Consider the following 15,331-nt stretch of genomic DNA (forward strand, 5'->3'; position numbering starts at 1 on the left):
AATTCGATGCCATGCTCGACTTTTCCTCTTCGCTCGTCATCGCGGTAGCCGCGACCTTCTTTGCCGCCGGTGTCGTCAAGGGCATCACCGGCATGGGCTTGCCGACCTTGGCGATGGGCGTGCTCGGCGTGCTCATCTCTCCGCTCGCCGCCGCCAGCCTGTTGATAGTGCCGTCATTCGTGACGAACATCTGGCAGCTACTTGCAGGCCCGAGCTTCGGCGCGCTCGCGTTGAGGCTTTGGCCAATGATGCTGGCGATCGCTGTCGGAACGGTCGGCGGTTCATCGGTTCTTGCCGGTGGCGGCGCCATGCTGACAACAGGCGCACTTGGCGCGGCGCTCATCCTCTACGCCGCCTTCACGCTCTTTGCGCGGCAGCTTCGCGTGCCGACAAACCGGGAGCCATGGCTGTCTCCGGCCGTCGGCACGGCAACGGGGATCGTGACGGGCGCAACCGGCGTGTTCGTCATGCCGGCCGTGCCCTATCTGCAGGCGCTCGGTCTTGAGCGGGACGAACTCGTGCAGGCGCTCGGCCTCTCCTTCACCGTCTCAACCGTCGCGCTCACGGCCGGGTTGATCTGGCAAGGCGTTTTTGAGGTCGACCATCTCTTCGCTTCGGTCCTGGCGATCGCGCCGGCGCTCGCTGGCATGTGGGTCGGGCAAATCATCCGCAGCCGCGTCAGCCCGTCCGCATTCCGGCGCTGGTTCCTGATCTGCCTGCTCGCCCTCGGCGCCAAGATGCTTGCAGACGCGATGATTTGAGTTCGATCATCGGTCTGATGCCCAAGGAATTCAGGCCGGCACGATCTTGAGCGCTATGACACCGCCAGCGATCACCAGCATTGCAACTGCGCGCGCGACAGTGATCGCCTCGCCGAACAGCAACACACCGCAAGCAACGGACCCGAGGGCGCCGATCCCGGTCCAGACGGCGTAAGCCGTTCCGAGCGGCAAGGTCTTGAGGGCCTGGGTGAGCAGGGAAAGAAAGGCTACCAGGGCAACGATGGAGGCGAGCGTCCAGGACAGGCGGGTGTAGCCGTTCGAAAACTTGGTGCTGACAGCCCAGGCGACGTCGGCAACACCGGATAGAACGAGGTAGATCCAGGCAAGTGATGTGGGTGACATGGCAATTCTCCGGCATTCGGCAGATCCCGACCACTGACGGGTTCAGACGAGTTTGATGACGGCGACGCCGGCCAGCAGCAGCACCACCCCGCCGAGGCGCAACCCCGACACGGATCTCTGCGGCAGGCGGAACCAGCCGTAGCGATCGACGAAGACGCTTGCGACCTGCTGGCCGGCGACGGTGAGACCGACCGCCGCGGCCGCACCAATTGCAGGGATCGCAGTAAAGACCGTGGTGACATAGGTCGCTCCGGCGAGACCACCGAGCCAACCCCACCAGGGCATCGCCTGCACGCCGGCGATGTTGGGACGGGATGTCTTCTGCCCGGCGAGCACCAGGAGCATCACCGCGGCCATGGCGAGCGTCGCGACGAGAAACGAAATCGCACCCACCGCAAACGGCGCGCCGCCGAGATCTTGGCGCAGCAGGGCATTGACGGCGCCCTGAACCGGGAGTACGGCGCCGGCCATGAGCGCAAGGGCGATCCAGCCAAGCCTGTCGGCCTTGAGATTGCCCTTTCCGCCTTGGCCAAACACAACCATTGCGACACCGAGGAGCACGACGAGCGTGCCAACCGCCGCTCCGACGCGCAGCCCCGTCTGCGGCACACCCAGCAGGCCGAAGCTATCGAGCGCGAGGGAGGCGAGCATCTGCCCGGCGATGAACAGCCCGACCGAAACGACGGCGCCAAGGCGAGGGAACAGAACGATGGTCGAGACGACGTAGACCGCCGAAGCGGTGCCTCCGACAAGATGCCACCATCTGACCTCGGGAATGGCGCCAAGGGCGGCAATCGTCCCGGTCAATAGGGCGACGAGAAGCAGCAGGCCAGTGCCGATCGCGAGCTGGAGCGTGGTCGCCGCGAAGGGCGATCCGACCGCTTTGGACAGTTGCGCGTTGGCGCCGGCCTGAACGGCGAGCAGGCTGCCCGCAAGCAAAGCGAGGGGGACGAACAGGGCCTCCATGACGGGACCTCCTTGATGAGAATGATGTTGAAAATGGTGAAGGAAGGATCAGGCGCGCACGCTCTCGCGCATCAGCGCCTGACCGGTATGGATCGGTCTATCCGCGCGACTGCCGTGCAAGCATCGCGGGCCACCCCGGCTTCCTCCGGCATCAGCCAGGTCTTGGGAACGTTCGGCGTCTTCTCGAAGAAATGGGAGAATGGGGTCATCGTGCGTCGCTCCACCGACCGGTCCATCCGATCGTGGTTACGACACTAGCCGGTGCTCCGTTGCAGTGCGATCTGTCGTTTTGCCCGTTCTATCTGCATATTTGCACAGGTAATGCAGGAACCGCGATCGCGACACGATTGACAATGTCGGGGGATAGCGGTGCAACTTCACTAAGCCGATGAACAATTCTGTCTTGGATTGCGCAACCATGCACAGCCATCACCGTATCGACTGGGAAGACCTCCGTTTCGTCCTGGCGGTCGCCGAAGCGAACTCCCTTGCCGCTGCCGCCCGGACGCTTGGCGTCAACCACACCACCGTGCTCAGGCGGGTCGGCTCGTTCGAGCAAAAACTGGGGGTGCGGCTGTTTGATCGCCTCCCATCCGGCTACACGCTCACCGCGGGCGGCGAGGAACTGCTGGTGGTGGCCCGGCAGATGGCGGAAACGGTCACCGAGCTCGAGCGCCGCTTGACGGGGCAGGATCTGCGGCTGGAAGGCAGCCTGCGGATCACCACCACCGACACGCTCATGGCTTCCATTCTGCCGGCGATACTGGCTTCTTTCCGCCAACATCATCCGGGCGTCCTGCTCGAGGTCAGCACCTCCAATGCACTCGCAAACCTCTCCCATCGCGACGCGGACGTGGCCATACGCCCCGCGGTCGATTCGCCAGATGCCCTGGTCGGCCGCCGCATCGCCAAGGTCGCTTTCGCCGTCTATGCGGCGCCGTCTTACCTTCAGGAACGCGACCTGATAGCCGGCGACGCACTCGATATCACGCGGGAAGATTGGATCGGGCTAGGCGATGGGCTTGCTTCCACGAGTGTCGCGCGGTGGATGCGGGCGACACTGGCGGCTCCCGCCGTTTTGCGCTGCGACTCATTGGTAGCGGCGCGCGAGGCGGCAACGGCCGGCATCGGCCTTGCGGCCCTGCCCTGCTATCTCGGAGATACGACGCCGGGCCTGGTGCGCATCGGCTCGCCGGTCGCGGACATGACGCGGGAGCTTTGGCTTCTCACCCACGAGGATCTGCGCCGCACAGCCCGCGTCGGCGCCTTCACCGAATTTGCCGGACAGGCGCTGGCGAAGCATCGTCCGCTCCTCGAAGGCAAGGGACCGGCCGCAGGCGTCTGACGGAAGAGACGGCACGGATGTTTGGCAAGCGCGAGAGCCCGGACAAGAGAGTTCCCCCGGGAACGGCCAATGCGGACGGAGCGCTTAAGATGGCGTCAAATCCAGTTGGTCAGGGACATGTCAGATGCCAGGCTCAGTTTGCGAAACCTATCCCGGAATATGCGAGAAAAGCCGCCTGAAATATCCGCCGCCACCGCGCCTTCTGCGTGCGGCAAACCAGAACCTGCGGGGTGCGCCACGGCCGATGTCGTTCGCGCCACCGGTCATTCCCCTGTCTGTTGAAAGCGAGCCCATTCCCGCGATTCGGATCGGATCGGCCATCTCGATGCTGGGACTGCTCATTCTTGCCGCGCATGCCGAAATGACGGCCGTAGCAGGCATCCTTGCCGGCGCACTTGATGGATTACTGATGGACGTGCCGTCGATCCTCTGGTGAGTTTTTCGCAGCGGCCGACCTTGTGGTCGCCCGTCAGAAGCGACTGACGACATTGCGGTTCGTCAGCGCGTGGCGAAGGCTCGCGATCAGTCCGTCGCTGGGCAGGATCAGCCGCCGGCGCGTTCCGCCAGGCGCCGCAGGCCGGGAATGTCCTTTAGCGTCAGCTTCTGCCGTCCGCCGACGACAAGCCCCTGCCCTTCCCAGGCGCTGAGGATGCGCGAAACCGTGTGCAGCGTCGTTCCGGTCATCTCGGCGATATCCTGACGCGAGATCGGGAAATCGATGCGGATGCCGCCGCTTTCCGGCTTGCCCGCCTGCTCGGCGAGCCTGAGCACGGTGTGCGCGACCCGGCGCTCGACCTCTTCGGTCGACATTTCGCGGATCCGGGTATGCGCCTCATCAAGCCGCTGGCCGATCGTATGGAGGGCATTGACCGCAAGGTGAGGATTCTTCTCGACGAAGATGTTCCAGAGTTCCGTCGGCCAGGCGAGGACCAGGCTTTCGGTTGCAGCCGTCGCCGTGCCCGGATAGTCGCTGCGCTGCAGCGCGCGGGCGAAACCGAAGAGATCGCCGGGATTGACGACCCGGACGATGATCTGCTGCCCGTCCTTGGTGACCTGCGTCACCTTCAGCCGGCCATTCAGCAGCAGGAAGAAGAAATCGGCCGTCGCCCCCTGTTCGAACACGGCTTCGTTCTGCGGCACGCGCCTGACCGTGGCGCGCGTCAGCAGCGCGTCCAGTTCCGGGTCGCTCATCTTCTGAAACAGAGGGAGCGATTTGACGAGTGTGCGATCGAGTGCAGCCACGTTGGCCCTATATCCTGCCGAATTGAAATTGCCTTTGCTCTAGCATAGCGCCGGGTCCTGCAAAAGGACCCGGTCTTCGTGCCGTTGAGACGGTTTTCCCGACAATTTCATCAGCGGTCTCATTTCAGCCCGCACCCTGAAGCCGGCGCTGGAAGGCATAGAGGTAGCCCGAATACCAGCGGCCGTCGCGCACAAGCCGGAAACCGAGATTGTCGGGCGGCACGCCGACGGCGCAGCCGCCGCTCTTCGGATCCCGGATGAAGAAGCTCATCGATGCCCGGTGCTTGCCGTTGACGACGAAAATGCCGCAGGCGGGAGACTCCTTCAGCACCTCGCCGTCGTCGTCGATGGTGACGCGGCGGTGGCAGGTCTCGGTCCATTCCCAGACATTGCCGTCGAGATCGGCAACCCCGTACTCGTTCTCGCCGAAGGCACCCGAGGGCAGCGGCATCGGGTTCTTCGCCCTTTGCCGGCTGGATTCGCGCTCGTAGTCGGCAAGCCAGCGCAGCGCCGGATTGTCCTTGGTGCCGTCGATCCCCAGCGCATCGTCGGGGAATTTGGACCCGGCGGCGAAGGCCCATTGCTGGTCGGTCGGAAGCCGCCAGACTTCGCCGGTCTTCTTCGTCAGCCACGCCGCATAGTCGGTCGCGTCCGTGTAGTTGACCCCGGTCATCGGCACACCCGACAGGCCGGCGCCATGGCCGCCCTCCGGCTGCTGGCAGCCGCCATCGGCGACGCAGCGCTCGTAGTCGTCGCGCGTCACCTGATACTTCATGATCTCGAGCGGCTGCTTGAGGGCCGCCACCACGATCGGCGCGTCGACGGCAAAACCGTTCTTCAGGAAGTGTCCCTCGGCCCGATAGCTCATCTGTCGCGGCGCGATCGTCACGGTCACCGGCGGCCTGATCGACGGATCGATGCCGCCCTTGAGATCGTCGAACAGCCCCACCTTCGCCGAAAGTACGCCGCCGATTGCCGCCAAAAGGACGACCGGTGCTGCTAGCGAGAGGAGCGAAACCGCAGTTTTCTTGGTGGTGGGCATGGGAGGTCTCCGGGGGAAGTGGCACGCGCCGGCAAGCGCGTGCCTTTGTTCGTGCGCGGGGTCGCTGTGAGCGCGGCCCCACGATCATCCGCTGTCACCCGGCTACATCGACGCCGGCTTGACGACCGACGTCATCAGGTCGTCGTTCCATTCGCCGGTGACCTTGAAGTGGCCGGCGGCACCCAGCTCGAACGCCTCGATCAGGTTGTGGTTGACATAGGCGTACACACCCGGCTGGCGGAAGGTGTAGAAGGCAGCGCCCGCGGTTCCGCCCGGAATGAGCCAGGTTTCCTGGTCGAGGTCCGGCGGGTTGCGGAACTTGCCGGTCGCCCAGACATAGTCACCATGCCCGCCGATCAGGTGCGGCCGCGTATCGCGGTTGGCCTGCGAATGGACGACGAGCACACGCTCGCCCACGGCCGCAGTCAAAGCATGGTCGCCGGTCAGCGCGCCGACCGCACCGTTGAAGACGATGTGGGTCGGGGTGAGCGTGCGCATCGCCTTGACAGCATCTTCATAGGCTTCGCCGGGGGTTTCGTACTTCTTGTAGTTCCCGGCCTCGTCCTTCGGCACGTAGAAGTCCTGCTCGCCGACATAGTAGATCTTGTCGTACGTCAGCGGCTGGCCCTTCTCGTCCTTCAGGCCGTCGCGCGGCAGCACCATGATGGCGCCGTTCATGCCCGAGGTGACGTGCCAGGGCACCATGCCCTCCGGCGCGCAATGGTAGACGAAGACGCCGGGCTTGGTCGCCTTGAAACGAAGCGTGGTTTCCTCGCCCGGGTTGACCTGGGTCAGCGCCCCGCCGCCGAGCGCACCGGTTGCGGCGTGGAAGTCGATGTTGTGCAGCAAAGTGTTGGTGTCAGGGTTGATCAGCCGCAGTTCGACATAGTCGTTCTCATGCACCACCATCAGCGGACCAGGTACCGAACCGTTGAAGGTCATCGCGTGGATCTCGGTGCCCTCGCGGTCGATCACCAGCTTCTTTTCCTCGATCGTCATGGTGAACTCGACAACGCGCGGTCCGGTCTTGGCGACCTGGTCATGGGCGTGCACGAAAGGCGGCTTGACGAGGTCGACCTTCACGCGAGGCAGGGTCGAGATATCGACGGGGGCAGCACCGGCTGCCGCGGCAGCGCCAGCGGCATGCGCCTGAGCGGTGTGGAGAAGCGGCGCAACCGCGCCCGCCAGGGCAGCGCCGGCAAGCATCGTCCGGCGGGTCATCTGAAGTTGTTCAGTCATCTTGCTCTCCTTCGGCGCGTTCCAGCGGCCGGGATTGGCCTTCTGCGAAACGCGCCTGTATTCAACGAGTTAGGGTGGACGGCGCCGACTTGGGCGGCCTCACCTCCGGTCTCGACCACCGGTCCCCAGCAGTCACACAAGAAGTAGAACCACAGACGAATCTCGTCTTTGTCTTGGAACAAATCGTTGCGAGGAGATCGCTTTTCTTTACGCCTTGCGACGTCGGCGGTCCGACCGGGCAGCGATACTTGCGTTTTCGCAAAGAGGGCCTTCGAACCCATTGATAGATCAAGCCTCATCCGCAAGTCCGCAAGGACGCACGACGAGGACCACGACCATGTTGGACAGATTGATAAGACCGAAACCGAGCGGCGGCATTCCGCGCGGACTCTCGACCACCGGCCCGGTGCTCTTCTCCTATGGCTTTCGGCCGTTCTTCCTCGCAGCCGCCCTCTGGGCGATCGGCGCCATGGCGCTGTGGATCGCGGCCCTTGTTCTCGGACTAGACCTAGCCGGCGACTACGGTGCCGCCCATTGGCACGCGCATGAGATGCTGTTTGGCTTTTCCTCCGCCGTTCTCGGCGGCTTTCTGTTGACGGCGATCCCGAACTGGACGGGAAGGCTGCCGGTTTCCGGCCGGCCGCTCGCTGCCCTCTTCGGGCTCTGGGTCATTGGTCGGGTTGCTCTCCTGTCGAGCGGCATCATCGGCCTACCCGTCGCAGCCGCTGTCGAGGCGCTGTTTCTGCCGGTGCTGTTGCTGATCTGCGCGCGCGAGGTGATCGTCGGTCGCAAGTGGAAGGACCTCAAGGTGATCGGCGGGCTCATAATTTTGTCCGCCGCCAATATCTGGTTCCACCTCTCGGTCCTCGGCAATCTCGATGTCGACGCCGCAGCGCGGCTGGCGATCGGGGCCTACACCATGCTGATCATGATTGTCGGCGGACGCATCGTGCCGAGCTTCACCCGCAACTGGCTGAACAAGGTTGGCCGCACCGATTTCCCCGTGCCCTACAACAGGTTCGACACCGCGGCGATCCTGATCGGCGTTGCAGCGCTCGCCGCCTGGACGTTCGCGCCCGTTCACATCGTCACCGCAGCGATTGCGGTGATCGCGTGCGCCTTTCATACGGTACGGTTGCTGCGCTGGCACGGATCACCGACCTGGCCGGAGAAGCTGCTCTTCGTTCTGCACGCGGCTTACGCCTTCGTGCCGCTCGGCTTCCTGGCGATATCGGCCGGCGCGATCGAGCTTCTCAGCGACTACCCGGTCATGCATGTGCTGACCGTCGGCGTGATCGCCTTCATGATGCTCGCCGTGATGACGCGCGCCACTCGCGGCCATACCGGGCGGCCGCTGGTGGGATCGGCACTCACCAGCGCCTCCTATGTCGCGATCGCGGGCGCCGCGCTGATCCGGCCGCTGGCCGAGGTGCTGCCGGCGCATTATCATCACCTGATCGCGCTTTCGGGTGTGTTGTGGATCGCAGCGTTTGCGCTGTTCACGTTCGAATACGGACCGATGCTGGTGCGCGAGCGCCGCTCGCCGCGCGCCTCATCCTGACCGCACGTCGAAACCCAACGCAAAAGGCGCCGCGGATGCGGCGCCTTCACTTTTTCTAACAGGACCAGGCTCAGAAGATGCTGCCGTGGGCAAATTCCATCGCGCCGTCGGCCATCATGTCAGGCGTCCACGGCGGTTCGTAGGTCAGGCGCACCTCGGCATATTCGACACCCGGCACATACCAGACGCAATTCTGCACCGCTTCCTTGAGGAAGGCGGTCGCCGGGCAACCCTTGATCGTCGTCGTCATGGTGACGCGGGCAATGCCGCCCTCCTGAACGTCGATGTCGTAGATCAGGCCGAGATCGACGACGTTCTTGCCCATTTCGGGATCGATGATGATGCGCAAGGCATCGCGGATCCTCGCTTCGAGATCCAGGGTCTCAGGCGCCGACATGGGAACGCCTCCCGCCGATACGAATGAGGATCCGGTAGGTCTCGCCGGCCGTATCGAAATTGCCGGCCCATTTGTGGCCGCGCTTGGCAAGTTCCGGATAGAGGAACAGCGGCTCGCGTGCGAGCAAGGCAAACAGCACCTCGCCCTCCGCCATTTTCTCGGCCGTTGCCAGAATGCGCACCATCGGTTCGGGCGGATCGAGTTCGGTCAGATCGAGCTGACGGCTGGGATCGGGCCAGGTGTCGAGATCCGTTTCGCCGGCCGAGAGCCTGATCTCCTCGACCTCGCCTTCGGGCGAAAACAGAACCTCCCAGTCGCCATTGTCGAGCGGGCGATCCTGATGGGTGAAACCGCGCCCGGCCATGACGCTGAAGAGCGGAACGGGCCTGAAGGTGGCAATCAGCTTCAGCGCCTGACCCGGCGCCAGGCTGTCGACCGCATTCATGATGGCCTGGAACGGATCGCTGCCGCCGCGCAAGTGCGGCCGGACATCGAGTTCATAGGGATCTTGGCTCATGGGAACCTCCGTGAGGAATGGATGGCAGAAACAGGCCTGGTCGAACAAGTCCGTCAGGCAATCGAAGTTCGGCCGGAACGTTGATCAGTCGCCGTGTTCGCACGAACTCCAGGATGAGCGCATTGACGGCAATCAACTGGCCGAGACTGGCAAAACGAAAAAGAAGCGCGCTGCCGATCAGCAGGGCCAGCGTGCCGACCGCGACCGTCAGATAAAAGAGCCGGAACCAGCGAAGGGCGGACGTTTCGCTGACGAGGTCCTGGACCCTCGGGGTCGGCATGCGCCCAAGCGCCGGCCCGTAACATTCGAGCCAGGTCATGAACGGCACGATCTTGTAGAGCTGGGCGAGCCCCATGCCCGTCAGCCAGCCAAAGGTGGCGAGATAAATAACGGCGCCGATAGCCTCATCAAGCCGGCCGGCCGAGAGCAGCGCGACGAAGAGCATAGCCGCGGCGACCAGTGACACGAAGGCGCCGATGCTGGCGCGGCTGTTGAGTTCGATCGCCTTGCGCCGGCGCTCCCGATAGATACGCAGGATATCGCCGACATAGATCGCGACCACGGCCGCGCCGGAACCGACGGCAAGGAGGAAAAGCGGCGAGCGACCAACGGTGCCCACGAGAATGACGGGCACTGCGGCCGCGAGTAAGCCGAGGCAAAGGACGCCGAGCACGAAGACCAGGCGGCTGCTTGTCCGCTCCTTGTCTGGCGACAGCATGAACATGGTCAAAAGTCGATAGCTGACGCCCATGGTGGTGAAGCTCAACCAGCCGCAGAGGCCGAGGGAGGCATGAAGCGAGAGACCATCGACGGTGAGGTCGATCGCGCCCGCCGCCTCGATCAGGCCCGAGAGCACGCCAGCATAGACGCCGCCGAGCAGCATCGTGCCGAAGAGAGTGGCAAGGCCGACCGCGACGAAGCGGGCCGGTAGTGGCAGGGGGCGTGCATGCCAAAGCGTGACCGAGAAGGAAAAGCCCAGCACCGAAAAGCCAACAATCGAGAAAGCGGCTCCAAGAGGAAGCAGCGTCACGGGAAGATCGATCGCACCGGAAAGACCGACGAAGCCGAGGGTCAGCGTGGCGATGCCGCCAATAAGAAACAGGAGCGCCGGCAGGGCGACGCTCGGCAAGGACAGCGGCTGGCCGACGAGAACAGGCACGAATTGCAGCAACGCGCCGGTCATCAGCAGGCTTAGCCAACCCAGAACGACGACATGGACGAGCGCCAGCGTTTCAGGCGCCTCAAGGGCTAAGACCGGATAACCAAAGCCGAGAACCATCATGGTCTCGCCAAGGACAAGGAAAATCAGCGCGGCCGCGAAGTAGGACATGGTCCAGCGGGATAGCGTGGCTGCGAACATGGTGGTTCAACCCTTGGATCACGATGGCTCTGGTCGAGCCGAACAAGCGTGATCGAATCTTTCAAGTGAGAGCGGGATGAGAGCGGAAAATGACGCACGCTTTTTCTCACCCCGCTCTTGAAGGACACCAGGCGCTCAGTGCCCGCCGCAGCAGCAGTCACAGCCGGAGGACTGTTGCCGACCGATCTCGACTCGCCAGACCTCGGGCCCCTGCTCAAGGTATTCCCAGGTGAATTCGCCCGGATAGCGGGTTTCCAGCTGGTAGTGCAGCGGACGCGGATCGTGGTCGTTGACGATGATGAAGGCGCCACCCTCGGCAAGCGCGTTCAACATGCCGAAGATTTTCGGATGGCGCTCTACCGGCGGGATCGTCCGCACATCGATAAAGGGCTTGTCGGTCTCTGCAATGGTCATGGTCATCCGCTCTGAGCGCCGTCGTTTGATGATGATCCGGGAAACGCCGGCGCACACGCCCCGGATTTCCGCAACCTAGCGCCAGCGCCGCCGCGACATTTTGTCGAAGCGCAAACAAATCTCGCTTTGGCCGAGACCGCCCCCGTCCTTGACTTTTCGCAAAGAGGTGCCGGTCCGCGAGGCCTAAAAAGCAGCATCCATCGCCACCCAGATGAGGACGAAATGCTAGCTTCCGCGCTCCTAAAATACGGTGAAATGCGCCTGCCGCGCTACACGAGTTACCCGACCGCTCCGCGCTTTGCGGCTGACGTCGACGACCACACCTATGGCGACTGGCTGAAGGCGATACCGGACCGGCAGGATGTGTCCCTCTACCTGCACATCCCGTTCTGTCGTTCCATGTGCTGGTACTGCGGCTGCCACACGACGATCACCAAAAAGGACGATCCGATCCTCGACTACCTCGATGTGCTCCGAGACGAAATCCGCATGGTCGCCGACACAGTCGGACGTCCCCTGCCCGTCGCGGAGGTGCACTTCGGCGGCGGCACGCCGACGATCATCGAACCGCGTGAATTCCTTGCGCTGATGACGTTGATGCGCGAGCGCTTCGCCCTGTCCCCATCGACCAATGTGGCGGTCGAAATCGATCCTCGCCGGCTGACGCTGGCAATGGCCGAGGCGCTTGGCGAAGGTGGCGTCAGGCGTGCCAGCCTCGGCGTGCAGAGCTTCGATCCCGTCGTGCAGAAGGCGATCAACCGCATCCAGAGCGAAAAGCAGACCGCCGAAGCCGTCGACCATCTGCGCGGCGCGGGCATCGGTGGGATCAATTTCGACCTGATCTACGGCCTGCCGCATCAGACGGTGCGCTCCTGCGTCGAGACGGTCGAAGCGGCCGTGGCGATGCGGCCGGAACGGTTCGCGGTTTTCGGTTACGCCCATGTGCCGAGCTTCAAGAAGCACCAGCGTATGATCGACGAGAACGCGCTGCCCGACAGTGCCGCCCGCGCCGAACAGGCGATGGCGATCAGCGAAGCGCTGGTCAAAGCCGGCTACCGCCAGATCGGCCTCGATCATTTTGCGCTTCCTGACGACGATCTCGTCACCGCCCAGGAGGCCGGGCAGCTCCGCCGCAACTTCCAGGGCTATACGACCGACACTTGCGAAACGCTGATCGGTTTCGGCGCCTCGGCAATCGGCCGCTCGCGCGACGGTTATGTCCAGAACGAGGTCCCCCCCGGCGTCTATGCAAGCCGCATCGCATCGGGACGGCTCGCAACCACCAAGGGCTACCGACTGACCGACGAGGACCGGCTGCGCGCCGCGATCATCGAACGGCTGATGTGCGATTTCAGCGCGGATATCCCCGCGATCGCCAAGGCCCATGGGCGGGACTGGCAATCGCTTATCGAGGGCAACGGCAAATTGGCCGAGTTGCAGAGAGATGGTGTGATCGATTTTTCGGGTGGCGTCATCACGGTGCGCCCCGAACACCGCTTCGTGATCCGCGCGGTAGCGGCGGCCTTCGATGCCTATATCGACGAGTCGCAGCGGGTGCACAGCAAGGCGGCGTGAAGATCCTCAGTGCTTTTTGCAGAGCCGATGGCCTGGTGTCCAAACCGGGCCATCGGCGACTTGCTGCCTGCGCACGTCGTCGTCTACCCTCACACGATCTTCAAGGAGATCGCCGTGTTCACGACCGTAATCAGCGCTATCCCATGAGAGAACCAGACGAACCCAATGGGATGCAGGTCGTCGCCTTTCAAGGTCGGCACTCTTCTCTGAAGATGACCATACGCCAATACCAGTTCCCTGACATTGCGGATGACGCGTGGGATGCGAACTGGCTGGTCGTCGAAGGCCGCGTCGACATCAAAGGCAGGAAATGGACGTTTCGCGATCCGTGCCTCACCACCTTTGAAGCGGAGCATCTGGCGGACTGGCTCGAGGAAGTGTCCACAGGAGAGCCGTCGGAGATCGACTGCCTTTTCACCGAGCCGAACCTAGAGTTCCGCTATCAGAAGAACCGGCAGCTCCGCATCTGTTTCGCACTCGAATCCGGACCGCCGGGATGCGGCACGCCGGTTCAGTGGAACGAGCGCAGTGTTCTGGTGCCGGTCAGTTCCGCGCTTGCAACTGCCGCAAGACAATTGCGGCAGCAACTCGGTCGGTTTCCTCCACGAGGGCCCAGCCCTCGTCCCGGTCGCTGATCCACCTTAGCCGACCAGGTTGCGGTAGATCGCCGGCAGCGCTGCAGGCAGCCGCGAGATGTTGCCGACCACGGCGTAACCGTTCTGGCCGAACATGGCTGGCACATAGGACTTTGCCTCCCGGTCTACGGTAACGGCAAAGGTGTTGATGCCGCTTCGCCGTGCCTCCGTGACCGCGCGGCGGCTGTCTTCGAGTGCGAAGCGTCCCTCGTAGTGGTCGATATCGTTGGGCTTGCCGTCAGTCAGGACGAGCAGGAGCTTCTTTCGGTTCGGTTGCCGGCGAAGCTCGGCCGAGGCGTGCCGGATCGCCGCACCGATGCGGGTGTAGTAGCCGGGCTTCAGCGCCGCGATGCGCGCCTCGACCAGCGGTCCCATCGCCTCGTTGAAGGCCTTGACCGTTTCCACCCGCACCCAGTCGCGCCGCCGCGAGGTGAAGGTCAGGATCGAGTGGTTGTCGCCGCAGGCCGACAGCCCGTGGGCAAGAATGAGCAGCGCTTCTTTCTCGACATCGAGCACCCGCCGATTGTCGGACCAGGAATCGGTCGACAGCGACACGTCGACGAGGATCGTTACCGCCAGATCATGCACCTGCGGCCGGCTCATCAGATGGATGCGATCGCTCCCCTGGCCGCCGGCGGCGAGATCGGTGCGGGCACGCACCACCGCGTCGAGATCGAGATCGGCGCCGTCGAGTTGCGCGCGCAGCATCTCGTGTCGCGGGCGCAGCACTTCGAACTGGCGCCGCACACGGCGGATCAAGCTCCGGCTTTCCTCGGTCAGTTCGCTCCGCTCTTCCTGGGCGAAAGCCGGCATCGCCAGCACGCGGCAATGGTCCTTGAGGTACTGCCCGGTCCGGTAGTTCCATTCGGGATAGGTCAGCTCGGCCGTCAGCGGCGTCGGATCGACGGCTTCCGGCGGCAGATCGAGATCGAAGCGGAATCGCGCCGAGGGCCGTCCCTTGCGCTCGCCGAGCGTCATGTCGTCGAGTTCCTCGGCAGCCTTGCCGTCGTGGTCGTCGCTGTCGTCGCCGGGACGGTCGACGTTGACCATCTCGGCCATGGCCAGGATCTTCTCGAAGCGATTGAGGATGAACGGGCTGCGTTCGCCCTTTCGGTTCTCCGGGTTTTCGCGCACCGCCACGTGGCGCTCAACCTCGACACCCTCGCTCTGCGTGCCCGCAGTCGCGGCCACATCTTCGTCGCGCACGGTCGTGGTTTCGGCCCGCAACAGCGTGTCCGGCCATAGCGGCATCGGCAGCATCGGCAGGTAGCCGGGCGGCGCGCGATGCGGGAAGATCACCGGCAACGACTTGTCCGCCTCGCCCGTCGCCTTGCGCAACAGCCTGAGGATGCGGTTTTCCAGATGCTGCTCAATCGAGGGCAGCGCCCCTCTCTTCCGTTCCGCAAGGGTCGCCTCCGCCAGGCGCCGATAACGTCGCCTAAGGCCTGGGAACCGCTGGAAGACTTCCTCGACCGTTTCCAGCGCGCGCGATATCAGCGCCAGATCGCGGCGGAGCGGATCGGTCTCGCTGACGGGGTCGACCGGCATCGTCGCCATATAGGCGACGAGCCAGTGATAGAGATCCCGGTTCAGGTCTTTCGTCGGAAAGATGTCGATCTCGCCCGGCAGCATCAAGGACGCGTGGTCACGCGCCGGCTGGACGAGCTTCTCTTCACCGAGCCCCATGCGCTGCCGCCACCGCAGCCGATGGGTCGACGTGCGCCCGCGGGCGGGCACGATCTGCACCGCCGCCTCGCCGCCATGTCCGCGAAAGCACACGCCGAGTACCGGCAGCATGTCAGCGAGCTTCACCGCCTCCTCCGGATAACGCCGCCAGGTTCTGGTATTGCCGACGAAACGGTGCCAGGCCCGTCCGACGGTTTCTTCGAGCTCGAGGAAATCAAGCATGGTCCA

The 15,331-nt window shown here is 63.9% G+C and carries 17 protein-coding genes; 6 read left to right on the forward strand and 11 right to left on the reverse strand.

Annotation, left to right across the window (positions count from 1 at the left end; all coding sequences use genetic code 11):
• Positions 1-11 precede the first annotated feature (11 nt).
• Positions 12-761 carry a sulfite exporter TauE/SafE family protein gene (locus XB14_RS23880; RefSeq protein WP_077964959.1) on the forward strand — a complete coding sequence of 250 codons (750 nt, stop codon included), beginning with the start codon at positions 12-14 and terminating at the stop codon, positions 759-761.
• A 30-nt stretch (positions 762-791) separates the two neighbouring features.
• On the opposite strand, the gene XB14_RS23885 is transcribed toward XB14_RS23880, so the two are convergent.
• From XB14_RS23885 to XB14_RS33340, 3 genes are all read right to left on the reverse strand, one after another.
• Entirely contained in the window at positions 792-1,124 is a 333-nt protein-coding gene (locus tag XB14_RS23885; RefSeq protein WP_077964961.1) for a DMT family transporter, read from the reverse strand.
• Between the two features lie 42 nt (positions 1,125-1,166).
• Entirely contained in the window at positions 1,167-2,090 is a 924-nt protein-coding gene (locus XB14_RS23890) for a DMT family transporter (protein WP_077964962.1), read from the reverse strand.
• 71 nt (positions 2,091-2,161) lie between these two features.
• Positions 2,162-2,299 carry a hypothetical protein gene (locus XB14_RS33340; RefSeq protein WP_179119651.1) on the reverse strand — a complete coding sequence of 46 codons (138 nt, stop codon included), beginning with the start codon at positions 2,297-2,299 and terminating at the stop codon, positions 2,162-2,164.
• Between the two features lie 209 nt (positions 2,300-2,508).
• On the opposite strand from XB14_RS33340, the gene XB14_RS23900 reads away from it, so the two are divergent.
• Positions 2,509-3,435, forward strand: coding sequence for a LysR family transcriptional regulator (locus tag XB14_RS23900; protein WP_077965413.1), 927 nt, complete (start codon positions 2,509-2,511; stop codon positions 3,433-3,435).
• Positions 3,436-3,679: 244 nt separating this feature from the next.
• Positions 3,680-3,871, forward strand: a complete 192-nt coding sequence (locus XB14_RS23905; protein ID WP_077964966.1) for a hypothetical protein — start codon at positions 3,680-3,682, stop codon at positions 3,869-3,871.
• 107 nt (positions 3,872-3,978) lie between these two features.
• Here XB14_RS23905 and XB14_RS23910 read toward each other — a convergent pair whose 3' ends face one another.
• From XB14_RS23910 to nirK, 3 genes are all read right to left on the reverse strand, one after another.
• Positions 3,979-4,677, reverse strand: coding sequence for a Crp/Fnr family transcriptional regulator (locus XB14_RS23910; RefSeq protein WP_234804133.1), 699 nt, complete (start codon positions 4,675-4,677; stop codon positions 3,979-3,981).
• A 124-nt stretch (positions 4,678-4,801) separates the two neighbouring features.
• Entirely contained in the window at positions 4,802-5,719 is a 918-nt protein-coding gene (locus XB14_RS23915) for an SUMF1/EgtB/PvdO family nonheme iron enzyme (protein ID WP_077964968.1), read from the reverse strand.
• A 102-nt stretch (positions 5,720-5,821) separates the two neighbouring features.
• Positions 5,822-6,958, reverse strand: a complete 1,137-nt coding sequence (nirK, locus tag XB14_RS23920) for a copper-containing nitrite reductase (protein WP_034790564.1) — start codon at positions 6,956-6,958, stop codon at positions 5,822-5,824.
• Positions 6,959-7,295: 337 nt separating this feature from the next.
• Here nirK and XB14_RS23925 point away from each other — a divergent pair, with 337 nt between their 5' ends.
• Positions 7,296-8,519 (forward strand): NnrS family protein, encoded by a 1,224-nt coding sequence (locus XB14_RS23925; RefSeq protein ID WP_077964970.1) that lies wholly within the window; start codon positions 7,296-7,298, stop codon positions 8,517-8,519.
• A gap of 70 nt (positions 8,520-8,589) precedes the next feature.
• On the opposite strand, the gene XB14_RS23930 is transcribed toward XB14_RS23925, so the two are convergent.
• The 4 genes from XB14_RS23930 to XB14_RS23945 all read right to left on the reverse strand — a co-directional run bounded on the left by XB14_RS23930 (position 8,590) and on the right by XB14_RS23945 (position 11,207).
• Positions 8,590-8,916 carry a metal-sulfur cluster assembly factor gene (locus tag XB14_RS23930; RefSeq protein ID WP_077964973.1) on the reverse strand — a complete coding sequence of 109 codons (327 nt, stop codon included), beginning with the start codon at positions 8,914-8,916 and terminating at the stop codon, positions 8,590-8,592.
• The gene (locus XB14_RS23935; protein ID WP_077964976.1) at positions 8,903-9,433 is read right to left on the reverse strand and encodes a DUF2249 domain-containing protein; all 531 of its coding nucleotides are present in this window, start codon (positions 9,431-9,433) and stop codon (positions 8,903-8,905) included. Before XB14_RS23935 ends, XB14_RS23930 begins: the two co-directional genes overlap by 14 nt.
• Positions 9,414-10,793, reverse strand: a complete 1,380-nt coding sequence (locus XB14_RS23940) for a hypothetical protein (RefSeq protein WP_077964978.1) — start codon at positions 10,791-10,793, stop codon at positions 9,414-9,416. The genes XB14_RS23935 and XB14_RS23940 overlap by 20 nt, the downstream gene beginning before the upstream one ends.
• A gap of 135 nt (positions 10,794-10,928) precedes the next feature.
• The gene (locus XB14_RS23945; protein WP_034790571.1) at positions 10,929-11,207 is read right to left on the reverse strand and encodes a DUF2249 domain-containing protein; all 279 of its coding nucleotides are present in this window, start codon (positions 11,205-11,207) and stop codon (positions 10,929-10,931) included.
• Positions 11,208-11,429: 222 nt separating this feature from the next.
• Here XB14_RS23945 and hemN point away from each other — a divergent pair, with 222 nt between their 5' ends.
• Together hemN and XB14_RS23955 are read left to right on the forward strand one after the other, a co-directional pair.
• Complete coding sequence (gene hemN, locus XB14_RS23950; protein ID WP_077964980.1) at positions 11,430-12,782, forward strand: oxygen-independent coproporphyrinogen III oxidase; 1,353 nt, start codon at positions 11,430-11,432, stop codon at positions 12,780-12,782.
• 170 nt (positions 12,783-12,952) lie between these two features.
• The gene (locus XB14_RS23955; protein ID WP_143348518.1) at positions 12,953-13,417 is read left to right on the forward strand and encodes a hypothetical protein; all 465 of its coding nucleotides are present in this window, start codon (positions 12,953-12,955) and stop codon (positions 13,415-13,417) included.
• Between the two features lie 6 nt (positions 13,418-13,423).
• On the opposite strand, the gene XB14_RS23960 is transcribed toward XB14_RS23955, so the two are convergent.
• Complete coding sequence (locus XB14_RS23960; RefSeq protein WP_077964984.1) at positions 13,424-15,325, reverse strand: nitric oxide reductase activation protein NorD; 1,902 nt, start codon at positions 15,323-15,325, stop codon at positions 13,424-13,426.
• Positions 15,326-15,331: the final 6 nt, after the last annotated feature.

Source organism: Ensifer adhaerens, from assembly GCF_002007205.1.
In the GTDB taxonomy this organism is placed as follows: Bacteria; Pseudomonadota; Alphaproteobacteria; order Rhizobiales; family Rhizobiaceae; genus Ensifer; species Ensifer adhaerens_D.

Excerpts from the sequence above, each read along its gene's own strand:
- XB14_RS23880 (WP_077964959.1), top strand. The coding sequence starts at position 12 with ATGCTCGACTTTTCCTCTTCGCTCGTCATCGCGGTAGCCGCGACCTTC.
- XB14_RS23885 (WP_077964961.1), bottom strand. The coding sequence starts at position 1,124 with ATGTCACCCACATCACTTGCCTGGATCTACCTCGTTCTATCCGGTGTT.
- XB14_RS23890 (WP_077964962.1), bottom strand. The coding sequence starts at position 2,090 with ATGGAGGCCCTGTTCGTCCCCCTCGCTTTGCTTGCGGGCAGCCTGCTC.
- XB14_RS33340 (WP_179119651.1), bottom strand. The coding sequence starts at position 2,299 with ATGACCCCATTCTCCCATTTCTTCGAGAAGACGCCGAACGTTCCCAAG.
- XB14_RS23900 (WP_077965413.1), top strand. The coding sequence starts at position 2,509 with ATGCACAGCCATCACCGTATCGACTGGGAAGACCTCCGTTTCGTCCTG.
- XB14_RS23905 (WP_077964966.1), top strand. The coding sequence starts at position 3,680 with ATGTCGTTCGCGCCACCGGTCATTCCCCTGTCTGTTGAAAGCGAGCCC.
- XB14_RS23915 (WP_077964968.1), bottom strand. The coding sequence starts at position 5,719 with ATGCCCACCACCAAGAAAACTGCGGTTTCGCTCCTCTCGCTAGCAGCA.
- nirK (WP_034790564.1), bottom strand. The coding sequence starts at position 6,958 with ATGACTGAACAACTTCAGATGACCCGCCGGACGATGCTTGCCGGCGCT.
- XB14_RS23925 (WP_077964970.1), top strand. The coding sequence starts at position 7,296 with ATGTTGGACAGATTGATAAGACCGAAACCGAGCGGCGGCATTCCGCGC.
- XB14_RS23930 (WP_077964973.1), bottom strand. The coding sequence starts at position 8,916 with ATGTCGGCGCCTGAGACCCTGGATCTCGAAGCGAGGATCCGCGATGCC.
- XB14_RS23935 (WP_077964976.1), bottom strand. The coding sequence starts at position 9,433 with ATGAGCCAAGATCCCTATGAACTCGATGTCCGGCCGCACTTGCGCGGC.
- XB14_RS23940 (WP_077964978.1), bottom strand. The coding sequence starts at position 10,793 with ATGTTCGCAGCCACGCTATCCCGCTGGACCATGTCCTACTTCGCGGCC.
- XB14_RS23945 (WP_034790571.1), bottom strand. The coding sequence starts at position 11,207 with ATGACCATTGCAGAGACCGACAAGCCCTTTATCGATGTGCGGACGATC.
- hemN (WP_077964980.1), top strand. The coding sequence starts at position 11,430 with ATGCTAGCTTCCGCGCTCCTAAAATACGGTGAAATGCGCCTGCCGCGC.
- XB14_RS23955 (WP_143348518.1), top strand. The coding sequence starts at position 12,953 with ATGCAGGTCGTCGCCTTTCAAGGTCGGCACTCTTCTCTGAAGATGACC.
- XB14_RS23960 (WP_077964984.1), bottom strand. The coding sequence starts at position 15,325 with ATGCTTGATTTCCTCGAGCTCGAAGAAACCGTCGGACGGGCCTGGCAC.